This window comes from Janthinobacterium sp. EB271-G4-3-2, assembly GCF_020858035.1.
Lineage (GTDB): Bacteria > Pseudomonadota > Gammaproteobacteria > Burkholderiales > Burkholderiaceae_D > Janthinobacterium > Janthinobacterium aestuarii.
The window spans coordinates 256,068-279,959 of the sequence record NZ_JACYMG010000004.1; the positions used below are offsets into that span (position 1 = coordinate 256,068).

Below are 23,892 nucleotides of genomic sequence, written 5' to 3' on the forward strand. Positions count from 1 at the left end.
CTTGCTGCGTCTTCCCGGATTCTCATTGGATTCTATTAACACCTTGACCTTGGCCTTCGTGGCCTGCATATCGGAGAAATAAATGGATGATGTCGTAATCGTGGCCGCCGGCCGTACCGCAGTCGGCAAATTCGGTGGCAGCCTGGCCAAGATTCCTGCGTCCGAACTGGGCGCGCATGTAATCAAGGGCTTGCTGGCACAAACCGGCATCGACCCGAACCTGATCGGCGAAGCGATCCTGGGCCAGGTGCTGACGGCCGCCGTCGGCCAGAACGCCGCGCGCCAGGCCGTCATCAAGGCTGGCCTGCCCAGCGCCATCCCGGCATTTACCATCAACAAGGTGTGCGGCAGCGGCCTGAAGGCCACGCACCTGGCGGCGCAAGCGATCAAGTGCGGCGACGCCAACATCATCATCGCCGGCGGCCAGGAAAACATGAGCGCGTCGCCGCATGCGATGAACGGCTCGCGCGACGGTTTCCGCATGGGCGACTTCAAGATGATCGACACCATGATCGTCGACGGCCTGTGGGACGTGTACAACCAGTACCACATGGGCATCACGGCGGAAAACGTCGCCAAGAAATACGAAGTGACGCGCGCCGAGCAGGATGAATTCGCGCTGCAGTCGCAACTGAAGGCGGAAGCGGCGCAAAAAGCGGGCAAGTTCAAGGATGAAATCCTGCCGCTGGAAATCGCCAACAAAAAAGGCACCGTCGTCTTCGACAGCGATGAATACATCAAGCCCGGTTCGACCCTGGAATCGCTGTCCGGCCTGCGCCCCGCGTTCGCCAAGGACGGTACTGTTACCGCCGGCAATGCGTCGGGCCTGAACGACGGCGCCGCCGCCGTGATCATGATGTCCGCTTCGCAAGCGAAAGAACTGGGCTTGAAGCCGCTGGCGCGCATCAAGGCTTACGCCTCCTCGGGCCTGGACCCGGCCGTCATGGGCATGGGCCCCGTCTCCGCCTCGCGCTTGTGCCTGAAAAAAGCCGGCTGGACGCATGAAGAGCTGGACCTGATGGAAATCAACGAAGCGTTTGCCGCGCAAGCGATTGCCGTCAACAAGGAAATGGGCTGGGATACCAGCAAGATCAACGTGAACGGCGGCGCGATCGCCATCGGCCACCCGATCGGCGCGTCCGGCGCGCGCATCCTGGTCACCCTGATCCACGAAATGATCCGCCGCGACGCCAAGAAAGGCTTGGCGGCACTGTGCATCGGCGGCGGCATGGGCGTGGCTCTCGCGATCGAACGGGATTAAGTAGCTGGCACCGCACCCAAGCTACTGCGCGGCGCGCTTTGCGGCCTGCGATGCTCACCGTGCTAGAGCACGGTTGCGCTTCTTCGCCACAAATCATCGCCGCTCGCTACGCTTGGATACGGTGCGGTACGCCGCAATCATGCGGTGTTTTTGGATCGCCTTATTTAAATAATTAACTTTTTAGCAACAGAACGACACTGAGGGGATGAAAATGGCAAGAGTTGCATTGGTAACTGGTGGCATGGGCGGTCTGGGCGAAGCGGTGTGTTTCAAGCTGGCGGCGCTCGGCTATCGCGTGGTGACCACATATTCCCCAGGCAATCCGAAGGTCGCGGAATGGCTGGCGACGACGAAGGACATGGGCTATGACTTCAAGGCGTATCCATGCGACGTGGCCGACTACGATTCGGCGGCTGCCTGCGTGGCGGCCGTGGAAGCGGAAATCGGTCCTGTCGACGTGCTGGTGAATAACGCCGGCATCACGCGCGACATGACGTTCAAGAAGATGGACAAGCCGAACTGGGATGCCGTGATGAGCACCAACCTCGATTCCGTCTTCAACATGACCAAGCCCGTCTGCGACGGCATGGTGGAACGCGGCTGGGGCCGTATCATCAATATCTCGTCCGTCAACGGCCAGAAGGGCGCCTTCGGCCAGACCAACTATTCGGCCGCGAAAGCCGGCATGCATGGTTTCACCAAGTCGCTGGCGCTGGAAGTGGCGCGCAAGAACGTCACCGTCAACACCATCTCGCCAGGCTACATCGGCACCAAGATGGTCATGGCGATTCCGCAGGAAGTGCTCGACAGCAAAATCATCCCGCAAATTCCGATGGCGCGCCTGGGCAAGCCGGAAGAAGTGGCCGGCCTGGTGGCCTACCTGGCTTCCGATGAAGCGGCGTTCGTCACGGGCGCCAACATCTCGATCAACGGCGGCCAGCACATGTCGTAATCGTTGTTGAGGTAAAACAGAGAGACAGCTTCGGCTGTCTTTTTTTATGCTTGCCAGCCAAACAAGGGGGCGGCCGGATTTGCCTTAAAATCAGCATTTCTTCACTGCATCATTCCATGACTCTTGTTCCCGCCTTGCGCCGCACCAGCGTGGCCGCCATCCTTTTCCTGGGCGCCGGTGCGGCCCAGGCCAGCGTTGCGTTCCACGTCACGGTAACTACCGAACGCGTCAACCAGCCCGGCGTGAAAACCAGCTTGCCCGCACGCACTACACAGGAAAGCGATGTCGTGCTGGGCCCGCATTACCTGAGCGTGCGCGATGGCAAGCGCTTGTCCGTGTTGGACTTTGCCACGCGCCGCCGCCACGTCATCGATATGGCGGCGTCTACCTACGACACGTATTCGCTGTTCGACGTGGCGGGCTTTCGCGTCTTCGAGCTGCGCCACCGGCAGGGGATCGTCGGCATATTGAAGGCGGGCGGCCTTGAGCAGCACGCAACGCCGCCCGTGTACGAGGAGCAATCGCTGTCCGTGCCGGCGGCAAGGCGGCGCGGCGCTCTGCAGCCGCAAGTGCTCGACGGCGCCGTGCTGTGGTCGCTCGACGGGCAGCCCCTGCTGCGCCTGGGCATCGCGGGCAGCCCCGTCAGCGGCGACGATGCGACGGCGTTTGCCCAGTACCTGCGCTACACCTGGGGCGGCCACCCGCTGGTGCTGAAGCTGCTGGCCGACGGCAAGCGCATTCCCGACGACTTCACTTTGTACTACCAGGAGGTGGGCGGCGCGGTGACGCGGCAGTTCCGCATCAGCGCCATGACGGCGGGCGCACCGGCCACCTATACCTTGTCCGCCTACCGGCCCCGTCCGCTGGCGGCCGATGCGCCCCCGCTCGAGCGCGTGCTGGCGCAGGCGACGCTGTTGCCGCCGCCGGGACCCCAGGCGCCTCAGGCACACCCTGCGCTGCGGGCCGAAGCGGAAAAACTGTTTGCCGCAGACCAGCCCTTCGAGGCTTTTTTGACCATGCTGGAAGACCATTTTTCCACAGGCGCGCTGGTGGAAAAGCTCACGCCCCGGCAGCAGCAGGCCATGCAGGAATGCCAGCCCATCCACGATTTGACGCGGGGATTGCTGGCCAAGGACCAGGAGGGTATCGCGGACGCGCTGGCCACCGTGCGGGAATTGAGGAAGCAGACGGGGCTGGAGCAGCCCGTGCTGGCCTTGTTCGAGGGGAATTTGCGCGCCAAGCTGGGGCAATGGCCGCAAGCGACGGCCTTGTATCTGCAAGTGCTGCAGGCAAAACCGCAGATGGCGGCCGTGTACCAGGACCTGGGCGACGCCTTGCTGGCGCAGTTCGATGCGCCGAATGCCTGGCGCAGCTGGGATGCGGGCCGGGCCATGGCGCCGTCGCTGCGGCAATTTCGCAAGGTCAACGACCTTGAGCGCAGCCTGCTGAACGATTATCCCGCCTTCTTTGCCGACGCTAAAGCAGTTCAGCCCAGCACCAGCCGTCCGGCCAGCAGCACGAAGACGGAGGGCAGCACGAACTTGCCGTAAGGCGAAGGCTTGCCGCGCAGGCGGCGCGCCAGGCGTGCTGCCAGCACGGCGTAGATGGCGTCGAACAGCAAGCCCATCAGCACCAGGACGGCGCCCAGGCGCAGGTATTGCATGCCGACCTGTTCGCTGCCGGCGACGAATTGCGGCAGGAACATGCTGCAAAACAGCAGTGCCTTCGGATTGAGCAGATTCGTCAGGAAGCCGCGCACCAGGCTGGCGCGGGCGCTGTGCGCCGTGGCGGGGGCCGCTTCTTCCGGCGCCGTTTTGCTCGACAGGGCCGACTGCAGCAAGCGCAGTGCCAGGTACAGCAGGTAGGCGGCGCCCGCCCATTTGACCCACTGCAAGGCTTGCGGATGCGTCACCATCAGCGCCGCCAGGCCCGCGCCCGACAGCGCCACGTGGACGGCGCGCGCGCCGGCGATGCCCACGGCCGTCACCAGCGCCGTGGCCACGCCGCGCGCGGCGCCCGTGGCCAGCACCAGCGCCATGTCGGGGCCCGGTAATAAAAAGGCGCCGGCCAGTGCCAGCAGGTACATCAGGAAGGTAGAATCGGACATGGGCCAGTCGAAAAGAAAAACGGGAGCATGCGCACGGTGCAGCCTGCTCGCCGGGCCCCATTATGTTCTTGCGGCGATGAAATGTGCTTGCTTTTCCTGCCCTGCATGCCCTAGTATTCGGGTAGATTCCACTCGTATAAAAACAAAAATTAGATGAAAATTTCAGAAGTTAGTCTCGACGCCACCGATTTGCAGATACTCAGGCTGTTGCAGGATGAAGGAAGGCTGTCGAATGCGCGCCTGGCCGAGCGCTTGAAACTGAGCGAAACCCCCGTCTGGCGCCGCTTGCGCCGTCTGGAAGAGGAAGGTTTTATTACCGGCTACCAGGCTTTGCTCAACCGCAAGAAGCTGGGCATCGGCCTGGTCGCGTTCGTCCGGGTCGTGTTTGCCAACCATGGCGGCGAGCAACCGTCGCAGTTCGAGCAAGCGATCGCGACGATTCCCGAAATTCTGTCCTGCCACAACGTGGCGGGCGAAGCCGACTATTTCCTGCAAGTGGTGGCGCGCGACCTGGAAGCGTATGGCGAATTCGTCTCGACGGTGCTGCGCCGCCTGCCTGGCGTGGCGGAAATCCAGTCCAGCCTGTCGATGCGCGAAATCAAGTCGTCGAACCGCCTGCCTTTGCTGCTGGCCTGAGGCGCCGGGCGCGCACTATAATTGGAACAGTTGCCAGGACTCGCGCCTGGCGCCCTGACCGCCACTCCAAGGACCGCCATGCCCGATTCCCTGTCTCCTTTGTTTCCCGCCCTGTCGCCGAACCGGCACGGCATGCTGGCGGTCGATGACATCCACACCATTTATTGGGAAGAGTGCGGCAATCCCGACGGCATTCCCGTGCTGTTCCTGCATGGCGGCCCCGGCGCGGGCCTGTCGCCGCAGCACCGCCGCTTTTTTGACCCGCAGCGCTACCGTGTGATCCTGTTCGACCAGCGCGGCGCAGGCAAGTCCACGCCGCTGGGCGAATGGCGCAACAACACGACGCAGTTGTTGATCGAGGACATCGAACGCTTGCGCGCCCAGTTCGGCATCGCCCAATGGCTGGTGTTTGGCGGCTCGTGGGGGTCGACTCTGGCGCTGGCGTATGGCCAGGCGCATCCTGAAGCCTGCCTCGGTTTCGTGCTGCGTGGCATTTTCCTGTGCACGCAGGCGGAAATCGACTGGTTCATCGAGGGCGTGCGCTGGTTCTATCCGGAACTGTACGCGGAATTCGCCGCACCGATTCCGCCAGAGGAACGGGGCGACCTGCTGGCGGCCTACGTGCAACGCATCCTCAGCAGCGATCCTGCCGTGTACTGGCCGGCCGCGCGCGCCTGGAGCCGCTTCGAAGGGCGCCGCGTCTACCTGATGCCGCAGCCGGAAGATGCGCCGAACGATGCGCTCGACCTGGGCGTGGGCCGGCTCGAATCGCATTACATGGCCAATCTCGGTTTCTTCGAGGAAGACCAGCTGATCCGCAACATGGGGCGCATCGCGCATTTGCCGGCCGTCATCGTGCAAGGACGCTACGACGCCATCTGTCCGCCGCTGTCGGCCTACCGCCTGCAGCAGGCATGGCCCGGCGCGCAGCTGGAAATGATCCCGGACGCGGGCCATGGCGCGCTCGAGAACGGCATCGCTTCGGCGCTGGTACGCGCCACCGAGCGCTTCGTACCGGGACGCGGCTTCGCATGACCTTGCAACATGCCGGTTGGCAAAGCGGCCAGCCGGCGTGTGCCACCTGCTACACTATGGCCTGTGCTGGCGCCAGGGTCGGGCGCCGGTGTGAACCCACGACTTTTTATCCATGAACATACAGATCGGCGACATCGGCCATATCATCCAGCTGGCGATTGCGCCGGTTTTCCTGTTGACCGGTATCGGCACCATGCTGGTGGTGCTGACCAACCGCCTGGGCCGCATCATCGACCGCACGCGCGTGCTGGAAGACCGGCTCGACATCGGCTACAACGATTTCTATATGGATGAGCTCGATACCTTGTATCGGCGTACCCATTTGATCAATTATTCGATTTCGCTGAGCACGGCGTGCGGTTTCTTCGTCTGCGTCATCATCGCCATGCTGTTTTTGGGCGATATTCTGAACCTGACCCTGGACAGATACATCGCGGCCTTCTTTGTGCTGGCCGTGATTTGCCTGATCGGCTGTTTTATTTATTTACTGCGCGAAATTTATCTGGCCGCGACGGCCCAGCGCATCCGGCGCCATATCCGCCCGCCACGTTAAGCGGCGCGCCGGTTTACCTTACTATTGAAGAACGAGTCCAGCATGCACGATTACAAACGTCCCCCCACCCTGCACCGCTACGGCCAGCGCAGTGAACTCGAGCTGGCCCTGAGCCTGGGCCAGTTCCGCCTGGCGCCCGCGGGCAATTGCCTGACCCTGAGCTTTTCGCAAGTGTGGGACAAGCAACTATTCGACCTGTTCGCCCCGGCCGACGCCTGTTTGATCATCCACAATACGGAAGAATTCGGCGAACGCCTGCACCGCGCCGTGCAGCGCACCTTGCCCAGCTGGGCAGGCATCGACGGCCTGGTCGAATATGGCCAGCGCGCCGCCCTGGGCGCCGCCTTCACCAAGACGCGCGCCGAAGCGCCCGAGCAGGAATGGCTGTTCGCCTGGCGCTCGATGCAGCCGCAGGCGAGCCTGAACCCCGTCACCGTGAAACTGGGCAGCCTGGAAAACTTCGCGGAAATCCGCGACCGCGACACGTACTTGGCGTAGTTCAGCTGGATTTGTCGGCGTACTGGCTGTCGATGCGGGCCAGCACGGCGGCCATCATGCGCTCGATATCGCCGCGTATCATGGTCGTGCCCAGCATGCCGGGCACATAGAAGCCCGGCATCAGGCGGCTGGAAAAGACGATGCGCGTGCCGCCCGTCTCGGGCACGGGATACAAATTCCAGCGCGATTCGTAATGCCGCATGTCGCCGGAGATCAGGGCGATGTTGATGGACGTGAACGGCGTCTCCGTGGCCCGCACCACCAGGTGGATGGGGTGGTTCATGAACAGGAAGCGCGCCATGCCCTGCTGCTCGATGATGACTTCATTGCCGTTGCGCGACAGCACGCGGCAGGAACTGAGGTCGGGCACGAATTCACTCATGCGCTCATAGGTGGTCAGGGTCTTCCACACGGACGCCGGCGGCGCCTGCACGCTGGCGCTGGCATCGACTTCATACATGCGCTGCCCGTCGACCTCGATGCGCTTGACCTCGACCTTCAGCTTGTCCAGGCGTATCGCCTGTGCCAGCGCGGTAGCGGGGACGGCGCACAGCATCAGCAGGCAGAGGAAGAGTCGCTTCATGCCAGCTAGCCTACGGGAAAGTACCGCCCGGCACAAGCTGTACCCGTCGCCGGCCCGCGCGCCCGGCGATTTAGAACTCCCGGTCTAGAGAAAGTCGCTGCGGCGATCGGCAATGCTTGCTACCGTACGGCCTGCATACCACTTCTACCGGACCGATCACCATGACTGCCTATCCTCACCTGCTGGCCCCGCTCGACCTGGGTTTTACCACCTTGCGCAACCGAGTCATCATGGGGTCCATGCACACGGGCCTGGAAGACCGCTTTTATCATTATGGCAAGCTGGCCGCCTTTTACCGCGAGCGGGCGCGCGGCGGCGTGGGGCTGATCGTCACGGGCGGCATCTCGCCGAACCGCCAGGGCTGGCTGCTGCCGTTTGGCGGCACCTTGAATTTCCTCGGCGACGTGCCCAACCACCGCAAGGTGACGCGCGCCGTGCACGAGGAGGGCGGCAAGATCGTCATGCAGATCCTGCATGCGGGCCGTTATGGCTATCAGCCGTTCGTCGTCTCGGCGTCGGCCAAGAAATCGCCGATCTCGCCGTTCCGTCCCCGTCCCTTGAGCGAGCGTGGCATCGAACGCACGATCTGCGATTACGTCCGCTGCGCGCGCCTGGCGCAAAAGGCGGGCTACGACGGCATCGAAGTGATGGGCAGCGAAGGATATTTATTGAACCAGTTCCTGTGCGCGCGCACGAATCTGCGCCAGGACCGCTGGGGCGGCAGCATCGAGAACCGCATGCGCCTGCCCGTCGAGATCGTGCGCCGCATCCGCGCCGCCGTCGGCCCCGGCTTCATCATCATGTACCGCCACTCGCTGCTCGACCTGGTCGAGGGCGGCAATACCTGGGAGGACGTGGTGGCGGTGGCCAAGGCCCTGGAGCAGGCGGGCGTGACGATTCTGAATACCGGCTTCGGCTGGCATGAAGCACGCGTTCCCACCATCGTCACCTCGGTGCCGCGCGCCGCGTTTGCTTCCGTGGCGGGCCGGCTGCGCCGCGAAGTGACGATTCCCGTGGTGGCCTCGAACCGCATCAACATGCCGCACGAAGCCAACGCCATCCTCGAGCGGGGCGACTGCGACCTCGTGTCGATGGCGCGCCCGTTCCTGGCCGACCCTGATTTTGTCGCCAAGGCGGCCTCGGGACGCGCCGACGAAATCAATACCTGCATCGGCTGCAACCAGGCCTGCCTCGACCACACGTTCGCCAACAAGCGCGCCAGCTGCCTCGTCAATCCGCGCGCCTGCCATGAAACGGAACTCGTGTACGCGAAAAAGGCCGTGCCGCGCAAGGTCGCCGTCGTCGGCGCAGGGCCAGCCGGCTTGTCCGCCGCCTGCGTGGCGGCCGAATGCGGGCACCACGTGACCCTGTTCGACAGCAGCGACAGCGTGGGCGGCCAGTTCAAGGTGGCCATGCAAATTCCCGGCAAGGAAGAGTTCACGGAAACCATCCGCTATTTTGCGCGCCGTCTGGCGCTGCTGGACGTCAAGCTGCGCCTGGGCGAGCGCGTGACGCGCGAGCAATTGCTGGCCGGCGGCTATGACGACGTCATCGTCGCCACCGGCATCAAGGTGCGCCTGCCGGCCATTCCCGGCATCGATCACCCGCAAGTGCTGTCGTACCTCGATGTGCTGCAAAGCAAGAAGCCCGTGGGCGCGCGCGTGGCCATCATCGGCGCGGGCGGCATCGGCTTCGACGTGGGAGAGTATCTGTTGCACGACCCGGCGCACCCGCTGCCCCAGCCTGTGGCGACCTGGGCGGGCGAGTGGGGCGTGGACTTGAATGCGGCGACCGGTGGCGGCCTGGTGCCGCCCGTGGCGCCCCATCCCGTACGGCAAATCTTCCTGTTGCAGCGCAAGACGTCGAAAGTGGGCGCGGGGCTGGGCAAGACGTCGGGTTGGGTGCACCGCGCTGCGCTGGCGCGAAACGGCGTGGCCATGCTGGCCGGCGTGACGTACGACAAGATCGACGAGCAGGGCTTGCACATCACCGTGGGCGGGGAGCAGCGCCTGCTGGCGGTGGACAACGTGGTCATCTGCGCGGGCCAGGACAGCTTGACGGAACTCATGCCGCCCCTCGACAAGGATGGCAAGCCGCTGGCGTCGGGCGGTCCGCGCTTCCATAAAATCGGCGGCGCCGCGCTGGCGGCGGAACTCGATGCCAAGCGGGCGATACGGGAAGGCGCGGAGCTGGCGGCCAGCCTGTAAAAAGAAGGCTCTGTCATCGGCAAATAGGGGAAATGCCGGAATCTTCCCTTGGTTGTGTTGTCTGACTCTGCATACTTACCTGCAGGAGCAGATCATGCGGCCAGCCGAATGGAAGAGCTTTATCGCGCAACTTTCGCAGTTGAGCCAACGCCAGCGACAGGCAGGCATTGTCCTGCTGCGTGGCAACGCGCCACACGACGCGACCGTCGCGCTGCTGGAAAATGTGGCGCAGCCGCGATTGGCCTGTCCCGCCTGCCACTCGGCGCACCTGCACCGGCATGGCCATGCGCACGGCCTGCAACGCTACCGTTGCGTGCCCTGCGGCCGCACCTTCAATGCGCTCACCGGCACGCCGCTGGTGCGCTTGCGCCATAAATCGCTGTGGCTCGATTACGCCGATTGTCTGCTGGCATCGGATTCCGTGCGCAAGGCGGCGTTACAGTTGGGCGTGCACCGCAATACCACGTTTCGCTGGCGCCACCGGTTTTTATCGCTGGCAAAGACGGACCGGCCCCATCGCCTGCACGGCATCGCCGAGGCCGACGAGTTATATCTGCTGGAATCGGACAAGGGAGCGCGGCAGATGACGCGTCCGCCCCGCCGCCGGGGCGGCCATGCCCATAAACGCGGCATATCGAACGAACAGGTCTGCATCCTGGTGGCGCGCGACCGCACGGGACAGACCCTCGATTTCGTCACGGGCAAAGGAGCGCTGACGAAGGCGCAGCTGCGCCATTGTTTGTTGCCCATGATCGACAAGGATGTCTTGCTGGTTACCGACGGCCATGCGGCCTACCGGGCCTTCGCCCGGGAAGCGGGCATCAGCCACCGGGCCGTCAACTTGCGCGCCGGCATCCGCGTGCGGGGCGCCGCCCACGTGCAAAACGTCAACGCCTATCACAGCCGTTTGCGACAATGGCTGGGGCCGTTTCACGGCGTGGCGACGCGCTACCTGCCGAACTACCTGGGATGGCGCTGGATACTCGACGCCGGGCGCATCCGTTCACCGGAAACGTTATTGAAAGCAACGCTGGGCGCATTCCCACATCTGATGGTGACATAGCCAAAAAGAAAGCCTGCCGGCTGGGTAGCGGGCAGGCTTGCTGGCCGGAAAGGGCGCTGGCTTAATGCCCGCCATGCCCCTTTTTCGCCGTCTCAAAACTCTGCAGCACGTGCTCGGCCATGCCATTGGCCAGCTCGTGCTCGCCAATAAACACCTTGCCCGCGTTTTCCGCGCGCAGCAATTCCGCCTCTTCCTCGCTGTGCGTGCGCACCACCGTCAGGATGTGCGGGTTCAGCGCGCGCGCCGTCTCGATCATGGCGCGCACGTGGAAGGTGTCGGGCGTGGCGATGACGAGCATGGTGGCGTGCGTGATGTGTGCCTGGATCAGCACGGCCGGCTCGCCCGCATTGCCAGCCACGGCGGGAATGCCCTGCTTGCGCAGCTGGTCGACGATTTCACGGTTTTCCTCGGCCACGACAAAGTGGATGCCCCGTTCCATCAGGGCGGCGGCGATGCGTCGGCCCACGCGGCCATAGCCGACGAGCACGATCTGGCCCGACAGTTTTTCCTGCGGCACGGTCATCGGCAGCTCGGCCAGCGGATCGGTCGTGCGTTCGAACTTGCGCGCGAAGTCGCTGTTGCCGATCACGCGCAGCAGCGGCTTGGCCATGCTGAAGACAAGCGGGTTGAGGGCGATCGACAGGATGGCGCCGGCCAGGATCAGGCTTTGCCCTTCCTGCGGCATCAGGCCCAGGGACAGGCCCAGCGCGGCCAGGATGAACGAGAACTCGCCGATCTGCGCCAGGCTGGCCGAGACGATGATGGCCGTTTTCGGCGGATAGCGCAGGGCCATCACGAGCAAGAAGGCGGCGATCGACTTGCCGAAGATAATGATGGCGCACACGGCCAGCACTTGCAGGGGCTTGTCGATGAGGATATTCGGCTCGAACAGCATGCCGACGGAAACGAAGAACAGCACGGCGAACGCGTCGCGCAGGGGCAGGGATTCTTCCGCGGCGCGGTGACTGAGTTCGGACTCGCGCAGCACCATGCCGGCGAAGAAGGCGCCCAGCGCGAACGACACGCCGAACAGCTTGGTCGAGGCGTAGGCGATGCCGACGGCGGCGGCGATCACGCACAGGGTGAACAGCTCACGCGAACCGGTGCGCGCCACTTGCCACAAAATCCACGGGAACAGCTTGCGGCCGACGACCAGCATGAAGACGATGAAACCGGCCACTTGCCCCAAGGTCACCGCCAGGGTCTGCCACAGGCTGACGGCTTCGGCGCCTGGCGCGACCTTGCCGCCCAGCGCGCCGGCAAATGCCGGCAGCAGCACGAGCACGAGCACGGTGACGAGGTCTTCCACCACCAGCCAGCCGACGGCGATGCGGCCATTCAGGGAATCGAGGATACCCCGCTCTTCCAGCGCGCGCAGCAGCACCACGGTACTGGCCACGGACAGGGCCAGGCCGAAGATCAGCCCGCCACCGAGGGTCCAGCCCCACCAGTGGGCCAGGCCCATGCCCATCGCCGTGGCGACGCCGATCTGCAGGATGGCGCCGGGCAGCGCAATCTTGCGCACGTCCCACAAATCGTCGATGGAAAAGTGCAGGCCGACACCGAACATCATCAGCATCACCCCGATTTCCGCCAATTGTCCCGCTATTTCCGCATCTGCCACAAAACCGGGCGTGGCCGGTCCGATGATGATGCCGGCGGCCAGATAGCCGACCAGTGCCGGCAGTTTCAGGCGCGCGGCGATGAAGCCGAAGATGAGGCCAAACCCGAGGGCGGCGGCGATGGTGGTGATCAGGCTGATGTCATGGGGCATGCGTGTGGGGTTCCTTATGGGGACGTGCGGGTAGAAAAAGATGTTGCTCAGCGACCAAGTATAAACGCTTCAAAGCCCCTGCCGGAAAATTTCCTGCGGCTTTATTGCAAAAAACCAGTGCTATATCTTCGTCCAGGTGGCCACGAACGCATGCCTATCCACCTTGAACATCGCCTAATTCAGAAGTCAGGCGATGTTACACCCAGGCGCTCAGAGCTTGCGCACGACCACGCAGCCGATGGAATAGCCGGCACCGAACGAGCAGATGACGCCGGTGCTGCCCGCCGCCATGTCATCCTGATATTTATGGAAGGCGATGATGGAGCCGGCCGACGAGGTGTTGGCGTAGGTGTCGAGGATCACGGGCGCCTCATTGGCTTCCGCGTCGCGGCCCAGGATCAGGCGCGCGATCAGCAAGTTCATGTTCAGGTTGGCCTGGTGCAGCCAGTAGCGGGAGACTTGCGCCACTTCCACGCCGGCCTTGGCCAGGGTCGCCTTGATCATCTCGGCGGCCATCGGGCACACTTCCTTGAAGACCTTGCGGCCTTGCTGGCGGAACAATTTATCGGCCTGGCCCACGCCGGATTCGTCAAAACGGTTGAGGAAGCCGAAATTGTTGCGGATGGCATTCGAGAAGCGCGTTTTCAGTTCCGTGCCGATGATCTCGAACTGGTGCTGCGACACGGCCGTGTCTTTCGCTTCCACGATGATGGCGGTGCAGGCGTCGCCGAAAATGAAATGGCTGTCGCGGTCGCGCCAGTTCAGGTGGCCGCTGGTGATTTCGGGATTCAACACCAGCACGGCGCGCGCCTGGCCGCTTTGCACGGCGGCCACGGCTTGCTGGATGCCGAAGGTGGCCGACGAGCATGCCACGTTCATGTCGAAACCATAACCGTCGATACCGAGCGCATCCTGTACTTCCACGGCCATGGCCGGGTAGGCGCGCTGCATGTTGCTGCAGGCCACCAACACCATGTCGATGTCGGCCGGCGTGCGGCCGGCGCGCGCCAGGGCGTCTTTGGCGGCGGCGACGGCCATTTCCGCCTGCAAGGACAGTTCGTCATCGCCCCGTTCCGCAATGCGCGAGACCATGCGGGCCGGGTCGAGGATGCCTTCCTTTTCCATCACGAAGCGCGACTTGATGCCGGACGCCTTTTCGATGAAGGCCACGCTCGACAGCTCCAGCGCCGTCACCTCGCCCGCGGCGATCGCGCCGGCGTTGTCGGCATTGAACTTTTCCGCGTAGGCATTGAAGCAGGTGACCAGCTCTTCGTTGGAGATCGAAAAGGGCGGCGTATACAGTCCGGTACCGCTGATGACGACTTGTTTCATGGTTAAACTTTCAAATTTGGCAATCGACGTGGCGCCGATAAGTGAAGCAAATTTTACACAAACGGGCTCGACTGTAGAGAGTTTCGTGTTGCGGGGCTGGGCGATGTGTGGCGGAAGATTGATTTTTGTCGCGTGGACGGGATACCGGGGGGCATGGCGCCCCCCGTTGTGATGCTGGTACTGCTTACTTCTTCTGTTCTTTCTTGACGTCGGCCTGCACCACCACCGGTTCGGCCTTGGCCAGTTGCACTGGCAAGCCCTTCAGGTGATTGAGCGCCTGGTGCAATTGAAAATCGTCCTTGCTGCCAAATTCCAGCGGCTTGCGGGTTTTTTCCAGGGCGATGATGCGTAATTGCTCTTCCATCTCGTCGTTGACGGGTGCCGCCTTGGCACTTTCTTGGTCGCGGTCGTTGCTCAGGTGCTTGGTCAGGTCCGCTTCGCGGATGCGCAAGCCGTTCAAGCCGTCGCCGTCCGCATTTTCATCGACCAGCAAGTCGGGCACGATGCCCTTGGCCTGGATCGAGCGGCCATTCGGCGTGTAGTAGCGGGCCGTCGTCAGCTTGACGGCCGTGTCGGCTGTCAGCTGGCGGATGGTTTGCACGGAACCCTTGCCGAAGGTTTGCGTGCCGATGATGGTGGCGCGCTTGTAATCCTGCAGGGCGCCGGCGACGATTTCCGAGGCCGAGGCCGACCCCGTGTTGACGAGCACCACCAGCGGCACTTTCTTGATGGCGGCCGGCAATTTCGCCAGCGCGTCGCCTTCCGAGCGGAACGTATAGTATTCGGCGCGGCCGTAGAACACCTGTTTCGAGTCCGGCAGCTGGCCGTTGGTCGAGACGATGGCCGCGTCCTTCGGCAGGAAGGCGGCCGAGACGCCGATGGCGCCCTGCAGTACGCCGCCCGGATCATTGCGCAGGTCGAGCACCATGCCCTTGATGTTCGGATCTTGTTGATATAGCGCCGTGATCTGCGCGGCCATGTCGTCGACGGTCGGTTCCTGGAATTGCGATACGCGCAGCCAGGCGTAGCCCGGCTCGACCATCTTCGCCTTCACGCTTTTTTGATGGATTTCCTCGCGCGTGATGGTAAAGGCCAGCGGCTGCGCTTCATCCTTGCGGGCAATGGTCAGCGACACCTTGGTGCCCGGTTCGCCGCGCATGCGCTTGACGTTGTCGTCGAGGCTGACGCCTTTCACGGGCTGGCCATCGAGGCGGGTAATCAGGTCGCCAGCCTTGATGCCGGCGCGGTAGGCGGGCGAATCCTCGATGGGCGAGACGATCTTGATGTAGCCGTCTTCGCTGAGGCCAATTTCAATGCCCAGGCCGACGAACTTGCCTTCGGAGCCTTCGCGCAGCTCGGCGTAGGCTTTCTTGTCCAGGTAGGCGGAATGGGGGTCGAGCGAGGCAACCATGCCGGAAATGGCGTCTTCCAGCAGTTTCTTGTCTTCGACGGGCTCGACGTAATCGGACTTGATCAGGCCAAACACATCGGCCAGCTGGCGCAACTCTTCCAGCGGCAGGGGCGGCTCGACGGTCTTTTGCGCCATGGCGGAAAATTGCAGCGACACGGCGACGCCGGCCACCACGCCCAGGCCGATCAAGCCGGTATTTTTGAGTTTGCCCATCATTGCACCTTTGCAGCTAGCGTGTCTTGCACAAGCGCCAGTCCCCGTGGAGCGGCGCTTTGTTGAAAGTATAGACCTGAATCTCTGCCGGCGTGGGCCGGCCGTGGAAAAAGCGTGCCTGGACCCAGTCTACGCGCGAAAACGGGGCTGCCAGCTTGCCATATGTTGCGGTTTTGTATGCGATGTATAGGGAGTCTTGAGGGGAGTAAGCATTTGTAAGAGTCGAAAAAAAGCGTGTGCGGCGGCCCTATAGTGGACGCGCATTCTCGACTCGAAGTGGTTTTGCCTGCGTCCGCGGACGCAGGCTTTTTTTGTCGGCGGGTTCAAGCTCATTTAGACTGGAGCTTCTTTCTTCCCAGCAGATAAAAAATGTTAACTGATTTGCAGGCACGAGTCTCGCTCGAAGCGCTGATTGAAAAGTATCTGAGGGGGCGGGATCCTGATGCCGGCCTGCTGATCGACATCGTTCAGGATCCGTCACGGCAAGTGCCGATTAGAGGCGTGCTCGAAGCTATCGGGCAGTTCAACGACACGCAGTTCACGCAACAGGAGCGGGCGCTGATCGACGACCTGCTGTATCTGTATGGATAAACGCTGCATGCGCTGTGCCAGCCCACGCCATGCTCGCCGGACTGGACAATGAAAGCCCCTTGAGCCTGGCCGAACTGAGCGGCGCGTGCTACATTCCTGCAGCGCCTGGCGCGGCGGGCTATCCGCCCGCAGCTATCTGCCCGGTCTTTTTGACATGCCCCATAAGGACAATTCGTGAATCGCTATCTCTTGAGCAGTCTGACCCTGACCCTGTTGGCTGCGTTTGCCCATGCCGCCGAACCCGTATCCGCCGCTGCCGCCCCGACCGTGGCCCCAAGCGCCACGCCTGCCGCCGCTGGCGTCGTTTCCGGCATCGATGTGCAGTACATCGACCCCGCCGTGCGCGTGCAGGACGACTTCTTCACCCATTTGAACGGCAAGTGGCTGGCGACGGCCGAGATTCCCGCCGACAAGTCGAGCTGGGGTTCGTTCGCCAAGCTGCGCGATGACACGACGCCGCAATTGCGCGGCATTATCGAAGCGACGCAACAGGACAAAAACAAGAAGGCCGGTTCCGAAGCACAGAAAATCAGCGACCTGTACGCCAGCTACATGGATGAAGCCAAGCTCGATGCGCTGGGCACGAAGCCGCTGGCCGGCGAACTGAACCGCATCCGCTCGCTGCGCGACAAGAAGGGCGTGCCGGCCCTGATCGCCCACCTGAGCCAGACGGGCGTGTCGACTCCCTATGCCGTCTACGTGGGCCAGGATGCGCGTGCCTCGACGAAATATGCGGCATATGTAAGCCAAAGCGGCCTGGGCATGCCAGACCGCGATTACTACCTGGAAGCCAAGCAGGCTGGCGTCAAGGAAAAATACCAGGCGCACGTGGAAAAAATGCTGGCCATGGCCGGCGACAAGAACGCCGCCGCGCGCGCCAAGGCGGTCGTTGCGCTGGAAACGGCCCTGGCCGAAGTGCAATGGACCAAGGTCGAGAACCGCGATCCCGTCAAACGCTACAACAAGACCGACATCAATAAACTGAACGACCTGACCCCGGGCTACGACCTGAAGTCGGGCCTGGCGGCCCTGGGCGTCGCCAACAAGGTCGATTACGTCATCGTCAACCAGCCAAGCTACCTGGCCGGCTACGACAAGGTGCTGGCCGCCACCGACCTAGATACCGTGAAAGCGTATTTCGAATGGCAGTTGCTGCGCAGCTATGCCAGCTACCTGTCGAAAAACTTCGTCGATGAAAGCTTTGCCTTCTACGGCACGGTACTCAGTGGCGTGACGGAAAACCAGCCGCGCTGGAAGCGTGGCGTGGGCGCCGTCGAAGGCGTGTTGGGCGAAGCCGTCGGCAAGCTGTATGTCGCGCAATATTTCCCGGCAGAGCGCAAGGCGCACATGCAGGAACTGGTGAAAAACGTGCTGGCCGCCTACAAGGACAGCATCGATACCCTGGACTGGATGAGCCCGGAGACCAAGAAGGAAGCGCAAGCCAAGCTGGCCAAGTTCACGCCGAAAATCGCGTATCCGAACAAATGGCGCGATTATTCGAAGCTGCAAATCGTCCCGGGCGACCTGGTGGGCAACATGATGCGCGCCGCCAACTTCGGCTCCGCGCGCCAGGTGGCCAAGCTGGGCAAACCGATCGACCGCGAAGAGTGGGGCATGACGCCGCAGACGGTGAACGCCTATTACAGCTCGACGATGAATGAAATCGTCTTCCCGGCCTCCATCCTGCAGCCGCCGTTCTTCGACGCCAACGCGGACGACGCCGTCAACTATGGCGCCATCGGCGCCGTCATCGGCCATGAAATCAGCCACGGCTTTGACGACAAGGGCAGCCAGTCCGATGGCGACGGCAACCTGCGCGACTGGTGGACCCCGGCCGACCGCAAGAACTTCGCGGCCAAGGCCGACGCGCTGACCAAGCAGTACGACGGCTACAGCCCATTGCCGGGCTACCACGTCAACGGCGCGCTGACCCTGGGCGAGAACATCGCCGACAATTCGGGCGTGGCGATCGCCTATAAAGCCTATAAAATCTCGCTGGGTGGCAAGCCGGCTCCCGTGCTGGACGGTCTGACGGGTGACCAGCGCTTCTACATGGGCTTTGGCCAGGTGTGGCGCAGCAAGATGCGCGAAGCGCAGCAGATCGTGCAGATCAAGACCGACCCGCATTCGCCGGGCCAGTACCGCGCCAATGGCACCATGGTCAACCAGCCTGGCTTCTACGAAGCGTTTGGCGTGAAGCCGGGCGACAAAATGTATGTCGCGCCGGAAAACCGCGTGATCATCTGGTAAGTGCCATTGTGATTTAGCTAAGCAGGTCGGATGAGCGGGGGCCGCCGAGGTTGCAAGCGCATAATCCGACAATACCGCCGGTGCTAACAATGTTGTCGGCTTACGCCCTCTGGGCAAAGCCGACCTACGCCATGTAAACGTTATCTTGTCACAACAAAAAAGACCACCTTGCGTGGTCTTTTTTGCATTTCTGCCAAAGTTTTTTCTGTCGTTTCGGCCGGTATGCTACAGTCAAAAACCGGGCCAGAAGCCTTGGGCCTTCTGACCCTTATATTTCACACAATACAATATAGAGGACAACCGTGAATCGTTATTTGTTAAGTGCATTGACCCTGAGCTTGCTGGCCGGCGTGTCCGGCATGGCTGGCGCCGCTGATAGCGCCAAGAAAGCCGCCGCCGCTCCCGCCACGGCCGTCGCTGCCGCGGCGCTGACGTCCGGCATCGCCGTCGAATACGTCGACCCTGCCGTGCGCGCGCAGGACGATCTGTTCCAGCACCTGAATGGCAAATGGCTGGCGGAAACCGTGATTCCTGCCGACAAGTCGAGCTGGGGCAGCTTTGCCAAGCTGGCCGACGATACGCAAACGCAGCTGCGCGGCATCGTCGAAGGCGCTGCCGCCGACAAGGCACGCGCGGCCGGTTCGAATGCCCAGAAAATCGGTGATTTCTATAACAGCTTCATGGATGAAGCCAAGCTGGAAAGCCTGGGACTGACGCCCTTGAACGCGGAGCTGGCGAAGATCGCGGCGCTGCAGGACAAGGCGGAATTGCCGGCCGTGATCGCGCACTTCAGCAAGCTGGGCGTGACCTCGCCTTACGACTTCGGCATCCACCAGGACGCCAAGGATTCCACCAAATACGTGGCCGACATCGTGCAAAGCGGCCTGGGCTTGCCTGACCGCGATTATTATCTGGAGGAAGGCAAGGCCGATACGCGCGCCAAGTACCTGGCCCACGTGGAAAAAATGCTGAGCCTGGCCGGCGACGCGAACGCGGCCGCCAATGCCAAGGCTATCCTGGCGCTGGAAACGGAACTGGCCAAGGCACAATGGAGCAATGTGCAGAACCGCGACCCCGTCAAAACCTACAACAAGGTGGAACTGGCGAAACTGGCCAGCGTGGCGCCAGGTTACGACTGGGCCCGCTACCTGAAGGACACGGGCATCGCCGGCAAGGTCAATTATGTGATCGTCAGCCAGCCCAGCTACCTGAAAGGCTTTGCCGAGATCGCCAACAGGACGCCGCTGGAAACGTGGAAAGCGTATTTCCAGTGGCACTTGCTGCACGCCAATGCCGGCTACCTGCCGAAAGCGTATGTCGATGAAAACTTCGCGTTTTATGGCACCACCCTGACGGGCGTGACGGAAATGCGTCCGCGCTGGAAACGCGGCGTGGGCGCCGTCGAAGGCGCGCTGGGCGAAGCCGTGGGCCAGCTGTACGTGGAGCAGTATTTCCCGGCCGAGCGCAAGGTGCGCATGGAAGCGCTGGTGAAAAACCTGATGACGGCCTACAAGCAAAGCATCGACAAGCTCGACTGGATGAGCCCGGTCACCAAGAAACAGGCGCAAATCAAGCTGGCCAAGTTCACCACCAAGATCGGCTATCCGAACAAATGGCGCGATTACTCGGGCCTGACGGTGGCGCCCGATGATTTGATCGGCAACATCCAGCGTTCGCACCTGCTCAACTACAACCGCGAGCTGAACAAGCTGGGCCAGCCGATCGACCGCGACGAGTGGGGCATGACGCCGCAGACCGTGAACGCCTATTACAACCCGGAACTGAACGAAATCGTCTTCCCGGCCGCCATCCTGCAAGCACCGTTCTTCGACGCGAACGCGGACGATGCCGTCAACTACGGCGCCATCGGCGGCGTGATCGGCCATGAAATCAGCCACGGCTTCGACGACCAGGGCGCCCAGTACGACGGCGACGGCAATCTGCGCGACTGGTGGACCAAGGCCGACCATAAAAACTTCGCCAAGAAAACCAAGCAGCTGGTGGCGCAGTACAACGGCTACAGCCCGGTGAAAGGCCACTTCGTCAACGGCGAGCTGACCCTGGGCGAGAACATCGCCGACAATTCCGGCGTGGCAATCGCGTACAAAGCATACAAATTGTCGCTGAACGGCAAGAAAGCCCCTGTCATCGACGGCTTCACGGGCGAGCAGCGCTTCTACGCGGGCTTTGCCCAGGTATGGCGCATGAAAATGCGCGAAGCGCAGCAACTGGTCTTGCTGAAAACGGACCCGCACTCGCCAGGCCAGTTCCGCGCCAACGGCACCATGCGCAACCAGCCCGGCTTCTATCAAGCCTTCGACGTGAAACCGGGCGACAAGATGTATCTGCCACCGAAAGACCGCGTCATCATGTGGTAAGACGCTAAGTAATCCTCGGGAAATTAGTGTGAATTTATGACGAATAGAACCGGATGCTATGCAAGGCGCTCACTGCGACGCAGTGCGAGCACTGCTAGCAGCGAGCAACGCCGCAGAGCGCCGGTTATAGAAGTCAGAAATCACAATAATTTATTGGGGGTTACTTAGTTCAAGGCATAAGTTGCCAGCCGCCCCGCGCAAGCCGGGCGGCTTTTTTGCGACCTGATGTAACGCAAACTGCGGGTAAAAAAAAACCGCCCCAACGGGCGGTTCCTTGATGTGGTATCAATGCTTACTTGGCAGGCTCTGCGGCTGGTGCGGCGGCGCCGTCAGCGGCTGCGGCCGGTGCCGGCACTTCCGGTTCCTTGAACTTGCCGCCCGACGCGTTGGCGATGTAGACGACGGCGCGCGCCACTTCCACATCGTCGAGGTCCGGATTGCCGCCCTTGGCCGGCATCGCGCGCAAGCCTTCGATGGCGTGCTTCAGGACCGTATCGTAGCCCTGGGCCAGACGGGCAGACCAGCCGGCCGCGTCGCCAAATTTCGGCGCACCGGCCACGCCGGCGCCATGGCAAGCCACGCAGGTCGCCGTGTAGACGGCTTCGCCGCTTTGCAGCACTTTCGGACCGCTGGCATCCTTGAAGGTAAAGCCGGCGTTGGCAACCGGACTCAAGCGCTCGGCAATGGCTTCCGGCGACTGGCTGTCCGTGCCGGCGCCCGTCAGTTTTTGCGCCGTGACGAACTGCACCAGCAAGATGATGCCGATGACGGTGACGAGGAAGAAGCCAGCTACGGCGGCAAGCAATTGTTTAGGCGTTTTGATCGCTGATTGTTGTTCGTTATGTGCGTCGCTCATGATGTCCTTAGTCCAGATTTGAAACTGATGGCCGTGTAAGGTAGCATTTTTACATGCTTGGATGTAAACCTTTATGAAACCCACAATTATAGGCACAAAAATTGAGCAGTGACATGCAATTGCCGACGATACGACAGTTTCCGTAGACGTAGGTAAAGAAAAACGGTATCCTTCGCATCACTTCAGAAATTCCCCCTACGCGGCTGTAGCTCAGTGGATAGAGTATTGGCCTCCGAAGCCAAGGGTCGTGGGTTCGATCCCCGCCAGCCGCACCAGATTTTCCCCCGCGTTATTTCTACTATTGCCAGAGCAGCGTCGCCGGTCTCAGCGTGGCGTGTATTTGCCTGCGCCTTGCGCGATGCCGCGCAGCCAATGGGGCTTCCAGCTGAGCGTGAAGGCCACGGCCATGATGCCGGCGCCCATCATCAGTACCCACAGCAGCAGGCCAAAGCCGGGGCCGTGACCCGCCACGCACAGCGCGCCGGCCAGCGCCAGGGCGGTGCCGGCCGCGTAGCGCCAGCGGCGGCGCAGCCGTGCCGATGGCGGGGCGGGCTGCGTGCCGACGCTCGCTGCCCAATGTTCTTCCTGTGACAGCGCAAGCAAGGCAAAGGCCAGGTAGATGATTGCCGCGGCAGCGCAGCTCTGTAACAGTTCAAGCATGCGGCCCTTTCCCCTCCTTGCGGCCCAGGCGGCGTGCGCTGGCTGCGGCCAGCACGGCCGTCGCCATGAGCAGCAAGTCCATGCCGGCCACCGCATGCTGGCCCGTGGCCAGCGCGCGGAGCGGATGGTCGCCCGTGGTCAGCCAGTTCAGCAGCACTGCCAGCAGCGCCATGGCCGCGATCAGCCAGGCCTGTTCGCGCCACGCATGGCCGGCGCGCAGCCAGGCGTGCAGGAAGGCAGCCACCCAGGCCACGTAGAAGGCCGCCATTTCCAGGCTGGCACGCGGCATGCCGGCCATGGCGGCGTCGAGCGGCAACAGGCGGTTGGCAACAAAGAAGGTCAGCGTGGCCAACATGATGCCTGTCACGCTGCCGATGGCCAGCCCCTCCACCACGCGCACGCCGTGCAGGCCCTGTCTGGCGTGCCGCGCGCGGCGTCCCTCCAGCCAGAACAGGTAGCCCGTGGCGATCAGCAGGCAGCCGGACAGGCCGCCCAGGAAGTACAGCCAGCGCAAGGTCCAGTGGTTGAAGCGGATGAAATGCAGGCCGGACATGACGCGCTGCGCCGTCATCACGGGCGCGGCCTGGAAGCGCTGCAGCAGCGCGCCCGTGCCGGCGTCAAAATACAGCTGGTCCAGGTTCATCGTGATATCGCCCGCATAGGAACGGCGCAACTCGACGTAGCTGTTGGCGTCGCCCGGGTGCCAGACGCGCATGAAATACGGCTGTCCGCCATGCCATTCGCGTTCGGCCAGCCTGGCCATGGCGTCGATCGACGCCAGCGTGCCAGGCTGCCCCGTCCTGGCCCGCTTGAAGCGGCCATACGCTTGCGCCATGAAGGCGCTCTTGGCCTGTTCGCCGCGGCCATACGTGGCTTCATGCGCCTGCGGAAAGTAAATCGTGATGAAAATGATCAATCCTGACAAGGTGATCAGGAAATGAAACGGCAGCGCCGCCAGGCCGCTCAGGTTATGCAGGTCCAGCGCGCTGCGCTGCAGGCGCTTGCGGGGGCGAAACGTGAAGAATTGCGCGACGATTTTCTTGTGGATGACGACGCCGGAAACGAGCAGCACCAGCATCGCCATCGCGGCCAGCCCCACCAGCCATTTGCCCAGGTCCAGCCATGTCAGGTGCAGGCTGTAGTGAAACGGAAAGATAAAGCCCGATCCCCCTGCCGTTCCCTGCTCAGGGAGAAAGGCATGGCTGGCGGGATCGAACTGGCGCGCCACGCTGTCCTTGCCGAGGCGATAGGAAAAACCCAAGGTCGGTTCGCGTGGCGTGGGCAGGTCGACGCGCCACTGGCTGGCGCCGGCCGGCACGGCAGGCAGCACGGCGCGTGCGATACGGTCAAGGGAGAGCGGCTGCGCGGCGGGTGCCAGCCGCGTTTGCGGCATCATCCAGCGGTCGATTTCGGCGTCGAAGACGCTCAGGGTGCCCATCCAGAAAATGGCGAACAGCACGCTGCCCAGGATGACGCCGGCCCAGCTGTGCAGCCAGACCATGGATTTTCCAAACGTGCGTTCCATGCGGGCG

Annotated in this window: 20 protein-coding genes and 1 tRNA gene; 13 read left to right on the plus strand and 8 right to left on the minus strand. The window is 62.7% G+C overall.

What is annotated here, in order from left to right; all coding sequences use genetic code 11:
* The first annotated feature begins 82 nt into the window (after positions 1-82).
* The 3 genes from IGS55_RS11425 (at position 83) to IGS55_RS11435 (ending at position 3,763) form a co-directional block, all read left to right on the plus strand.
* Positions 83-1,261 (plus strand): acetyl-CoA C-acetyltransferase, encoded by a 1,179-nt coding sequence (locus tag IGS55_RS11425; protein ID WP_099401162.1) that lies wholly within the window; start codon positions 83-85, stop codon positions 1,259-1,261.
* Between the two features lie 211 nt (positions 1,262-1,472).
* On the plus strand, positions 1,473-2,213 hold the full coding sequence (gene phbB / locus IGS55_RS11430; protein ID WP_034752894.1) for an acetoacetyl-CoA reductase: 741 nt from the start codon (positions 1,473-1,475) through the stop codon (positions 2,211-2,213).
* Between the two features lie 116 nt (positions 2,214-2,329).
* Positions 2,330-3,763: a hypothetical protein gene (locus tag IGS55_RS11435; protein ID WP_230516963.1), complete on the plus strand. Its 1,434-nt coding sequence runs from the start codon at positions 2,330-2,332 to the stop codon at positions 3,761-3,763.
* Here IGS55_RS11435 and IGS55_RS11440 read toward each other — a convergent pair.
* Positions 3,700-4,320 carry a LysE family translocator gene (locus tag IGS55_RS11440; RefSeq protein ID WP_230516964.1) on the minus strand — a complete coding sequence of 207 codons (621 nt, stop codon included), beginning with the start codon at positions 4,318-4,320 and terminating at the stop codon, positions 3,700-3,702. The genes IGS55_RS11435 and IGS55_RS11440 overlap by 64 nt on opposite strands.
* 153 nt (positions 4,321-4,473) lie before the next feature.
* Between IGS55_RS11440 and IGS55_RS11445 the strand changes: the two genes are divergently transcribed.
* The 4 genes from IGS55_RS11445 (at position 4,474) to IGS55_RS11460 (ending at position 7,042) form a co-directional block, all read left to right on the plus strand.
* Positions 4,474-4,956 (plus strand): Lrp/AsnC family transcriptional regulator, encoded by a 483-nt coding sequence (locus IGS55_RS11445; RefSeq protein ID WP_034752896.1) that lies wholly within the window; start codon positions 4,474-4,476, stop codon positions 4,954-4,956.
* 78 nt (positions 4,957-5,034) lie between these two features.
* Positions 5,035-5,991, plus strand: coding sequence for a prolyl aminopeptidase (pip, locus tag IGS55_RS11450; RefSeq protein WP_230516965.1), 957 nt, complete (start codon positions 5,035-5,037; stop codon positions 5,989-5,991).
* A gap of 112 nt (positions 5,992-6,103) precedes the next feature.
* Positions 6,104-6,544 carry a DUF2721 domain-containing protein gene (locus IGS55_RS11455; protein ID WP_034752898.1) on the plus strand — a complete coding sequence of 147 codons (441 nt, stop codon included), beginning with the start codon at positions 6,104-6,106 and terminating at the stop codon, positions 6,542-6,544.
* 42 nt (positions 6,545-6,586) lie between these two features.
* The gene (locus IGS55_RS11460; protein ID WP_034752899.1) at positions 6,587-7,042 is read left to right on the plus strand and encodes a hypothetical protein; all 456 of its coding nucleotides are present in this window, start codon (positions 6,587-6,589) and stop codon (positions 7,040-7,042) included.
* A 1-nt stretch (position 7,043) separates the two neighbouring features.
* Here the strand turns inward: IGS55_RS11460 and IGS55_RS11465 are convergent, their stop codons facing one another.
* Positions 7,044-7,625 carry an SRPBCC family protein gene (locus tag IGS55_RS11465; RefSeq protein ID WP_230516966.1) on the minus strand — a complete coding sequence of 194 codons (582 nt, stop codon included), beginning with the start codon at positions 7,623-7,625 and terminating at the stop codon, positions 7,044-7,046.
* A 161-nt stretch (positions 7,626-7,786) separates the two neighbouring features.
* Between IGS55_RS11465 and IGS55_RS11470 the strand changes: the two genes are divergently transcribed.
* Positions 7,787-9,832: an NADPH-dependent 2,4-dienoyl-CoA reductase gene (locus IGS55_RS11470; protein ID WP_230516967.1), complete on the plus strand. Its 2,046-nt coding sequence runs from the start codon at positions 7,787-7,789 to the stop codon at positions 9,830-9,832.
* A gap of 94 nt (positions 9,833-9,926) precedes the next feature.
* On the plus strand, positions 9,927-10,895 hold the full coding sequence (locus IGS55_RS11475) for an IS1595 family transposase (RefSeq protein ID WP_230537201.1): 969 nt from the start codon (positions 9,927-9,929) through the stop codon (positions 10,893-10,895).
* 61 nt (positions 10,896-10,956) lie between these two features.
* Here IGS55_RS11475 and ybaL read toward each other — a convergent pair whose 3' ends face one another.
* The 3 genes from ybaL to IGS55_RS11490 form a co-directional block, all read right to left on the minus strand.
* Positions 10,957-12,669, minus strand: a complete 1,713-nt coding sequence (gene ybaL, locus IGS55_RS11480) for a YbaL family putative K(+) efflux transporter (RefSeq protein ID WP_230518061.1) — start codon at positions 12,667-12,669, stop codon at positions 10,957-10,959.
* A gap of 210 nt (positions 12,670-12,879) precedes the next feature.
* Positions 12,880-14,001 carry a beta-ketoacyl-ACP synthase III gene (locus tag IGS55_RS11485; RefSeq protein WP_230518062.1) on the minus strand — a complete coding sequence of 374 codons (1,122 nt, stop codon included), beginning with the start codon at positions 13,999-14,001 and terminating at the stop codon, positions 12,880-12,882.
* Between the two features lie 184 nt (positions 14,002-14,185).
* A complete protein-coding gene (locus tag IGS55_RS11490) occupies positions 14,186-15,628 on the minus strand; it encodes a S41 family peptidase (RefSeq protein ID WP_230518063.1) in 1,443 nt (480 codons plus the stop codon).
* Between the two features lie 366 nt (positions 15,629-15,994).
* Between IGS55_RS11490 and IGS55_RS11495 the strand changes: the two genes are divergently transcribed.
* The 3 genes from IGS55_RS11495 (at position 15,995) to IGS55_RS11505 (ending at position 20,844) form a co-directional block, all read left to right on the plus strand.
* Positions 15,995-16,216: a hypothetical protein gene (locus IGS55_RS11495; protein WP_230518064.1), complete on the plus strand. Its 222-nt coding sequence runs from the start codon at positions 15,995-15,997 to the stop codon at positions 16,214-16,216.
* A 174-nt stretch (positions 16,217-16,390) separates the two neighbouring features.
* Complete coding sequence (locus IGS55_RS11500; RefSeq protein WP_230518065.1) at positions 16,391-18,466, plus strand: M13 family metallopeptidase; 2,076 nt, start codon at positions 16,391-16,393, stop codon at positions 18,464-18,466.
* Positions 18,467-18,768: 302 nt separating this feature from the next.
* A complete protein-coding gene (locus tag IGS55_RS11505) occupies positions 18,769-20,844 on the plus strand; it encodes a M13 family metallopeptidase (RefSeq protein ID WP_230518066.1) in 2,076 nt (691 codons plus the stop codon).
* A gap of 292 nt (positions 20,845-21,136) precedes the next feature.
* Here IGS55_RS11505 and IGS55_RS11510 read toward each other — a convergent pair whose 3' ends face one another.
* Positions 21,137-21,700: a c-type cytochrome gene (locus IGS55_RS11510; protein ID WP_230518067.1), complete on the minus strand. Its 564-nt coding sequence runs from the start codon at positions 21,698-21,700 to the stop codon at positions 21,137-21,139.
* A gap of 199 nt (positions 21,701-21,899) precedes the next feature.
* On the opposite strand from IGS55_RS11510, the gene IGS55_RS11515 reads away from it, so the two are divergent.
* Positions 21,900-21,975: transfer RNA gene (locus IGS55_RS11515), tRNA-Arg, on the plus strand.
* Positions 21,976-22,024: 49 nt separating this feature from the next.
* Here IGS55_RS11515 and IGS55_RS11520 read toward each other — a convergent pair.
* Together IGS55_RS11520 and IGS55_RS11525 are read right to left on the minus strand one after the other, a co-directional pair.
* Positions 22,025-22,360, minus strand: a complete 336-nt coding sequence (locus IGS55_RS11520) for a DUF3325 domain-containing protein (RefSeq protein ID WP_230518068.1) — start codon at positions 22,358-22,360, stop codon at positions 22,025-22,027.
* Positions 22,353-23,885, minus strand: a complete 1,533-nt coding sequence (locus IGS55_RS11525; RefSeq protein WP_230518069.1) for a PepSY-associated TM helix domain-containing protein — start codon at positions 23,883-23,885, stop codon at positions 22,353-22,355. Before IGS55_RS11525 ends, IGS55_RS11520 begins: the two co-directional genes overlap by 8 nt.
* Between the last annotated feature and the right edge of the window lie 7 nt (positions 23,886-23,892).

Bases quoted from the DNA above. Each gene is read 5' to 3' on its own strand.
- IGS55_RS11425 (WP_099401162.1), top strand. From the start codon at position 83: ATGGATGATGTCGTAATCGTGGCCGCCGGCCGTACCGCAGTCGGCAAA.
- phbB (WP_034752894.1), top strand. From the start codon at position 1,473: ATGGCAAGAGTTGCATTGGTAACTGGTGGCATGGGCGGTCTGGGCGAA.
- IGS55_RS11435 (WP_230516963.1), top strand. From the start codon at position 2,330: ATGACTCTTGTTCCCGCCTTGCGCCGCACCAGCGTGGCCGCCATCCTT.
- IGS55_RS11440 (WP_230516964.1), bottom strand. From the start codon at position 4,320: ATGTCCGATTCTACCTTCCTGATGTACCTGCTGGCACTGGCCGGCGCC.
- IGS55_RS11445 (WP_034752896.1), top strand. From the start codon at position 4,474: ATGAAAATTTCAGAAGTTAGTCTCGACGCCACCGATTTGCAGATACTC.
- pip (WP_230516965.1), top strand. From the start codon at position 5,035: ATGCCCGATTCCCTGTCTCCTTTGTTTCCCGCCCTGTCGCCGAACCGG.
- IGS55_RS11455 (WP_034752898.1), top strand. From the start codon at position 6,104: ATGAACATACAGATCGGCGACATCGGCCATATCATCCAGCTGGCGATT.
- IGS55_RS11460 (WP_034752899.1), top strand. From the start codon at position 6,587: ATGCACGATTACAAACGTCCCCCCACCCTGCACCGCTACGGCCAGCGC.
- IGS55_RS11465 (WP_230516966.1), bottom strand. From the start codon at position 7,625: ATGAAGCGACTCTTCCTCTGCCTGCTGATGCTGTGCGCCGTCCCCGCT.
- IGS55_RS11470 (WP_230516967.1), top strand. From the start codon at position 7,787: ATGACTGCCTATCCTCACCTGCTGGCCCCGCTCGACCTGGGTTTTACC.
- IGS55_RS11475 (WP_230537201.1), top strand. From the start codon at position 9,927: ATGCGGCCAGCCGAATGGAAGAGCTTTATCGCGCAACTTTCGCAGTTG.
- ybaL (WP_230518061.1), bottom strand. From the start codon at position 12,669: ATGCCCCATGACATCAGCCTGATCACCACCATCGCCGCCGCCCTCGGG.
- IGS55_RS11485 (WP_230518062.1), bottom strand. From the start codon at position 14,001: ATGAAACAAGTCGTCATCAGCGGTACCGGACTGTATACGCCGCCCTTT.
- IGS55_RS11490 (WP_230518063.1), bottom strand. From the start codon at position 15,628: ATGATGGGCAAACTCAAAAATACCGGCTTGATCGGCCTGGGCGTGGTG.
- IGS55_RS11495 (WP_230518064.1), top strand. From the start codon at position 15,995: ATGTTAACTGATTTGCAGGCACGAGTCTCGCTCGAAGCGCTGATTGAA.
- IGS55_RS11510 (WP_230518067.1), bottom strand. From the start codon at position 21,700: ATGAGCGACGCACATAACGAACAACAATCAGCGATCAAAACGCCTAAA.
- IGS55_RS11520 (WP_230518068.1), bottom strand. From the start codon at position 22,360: ATGCTTGAACTGTTACAGAGCTGCGCTGCCGCGGCAATCATCTACCTG.
- IGS55_RS11525 (WP_230518069.1), bottom strand. From the start codon at position 23,885: ATGGAACGCACGTTTGGAAAATCCATGGTCTGGCTGCACAGCTGGGCC.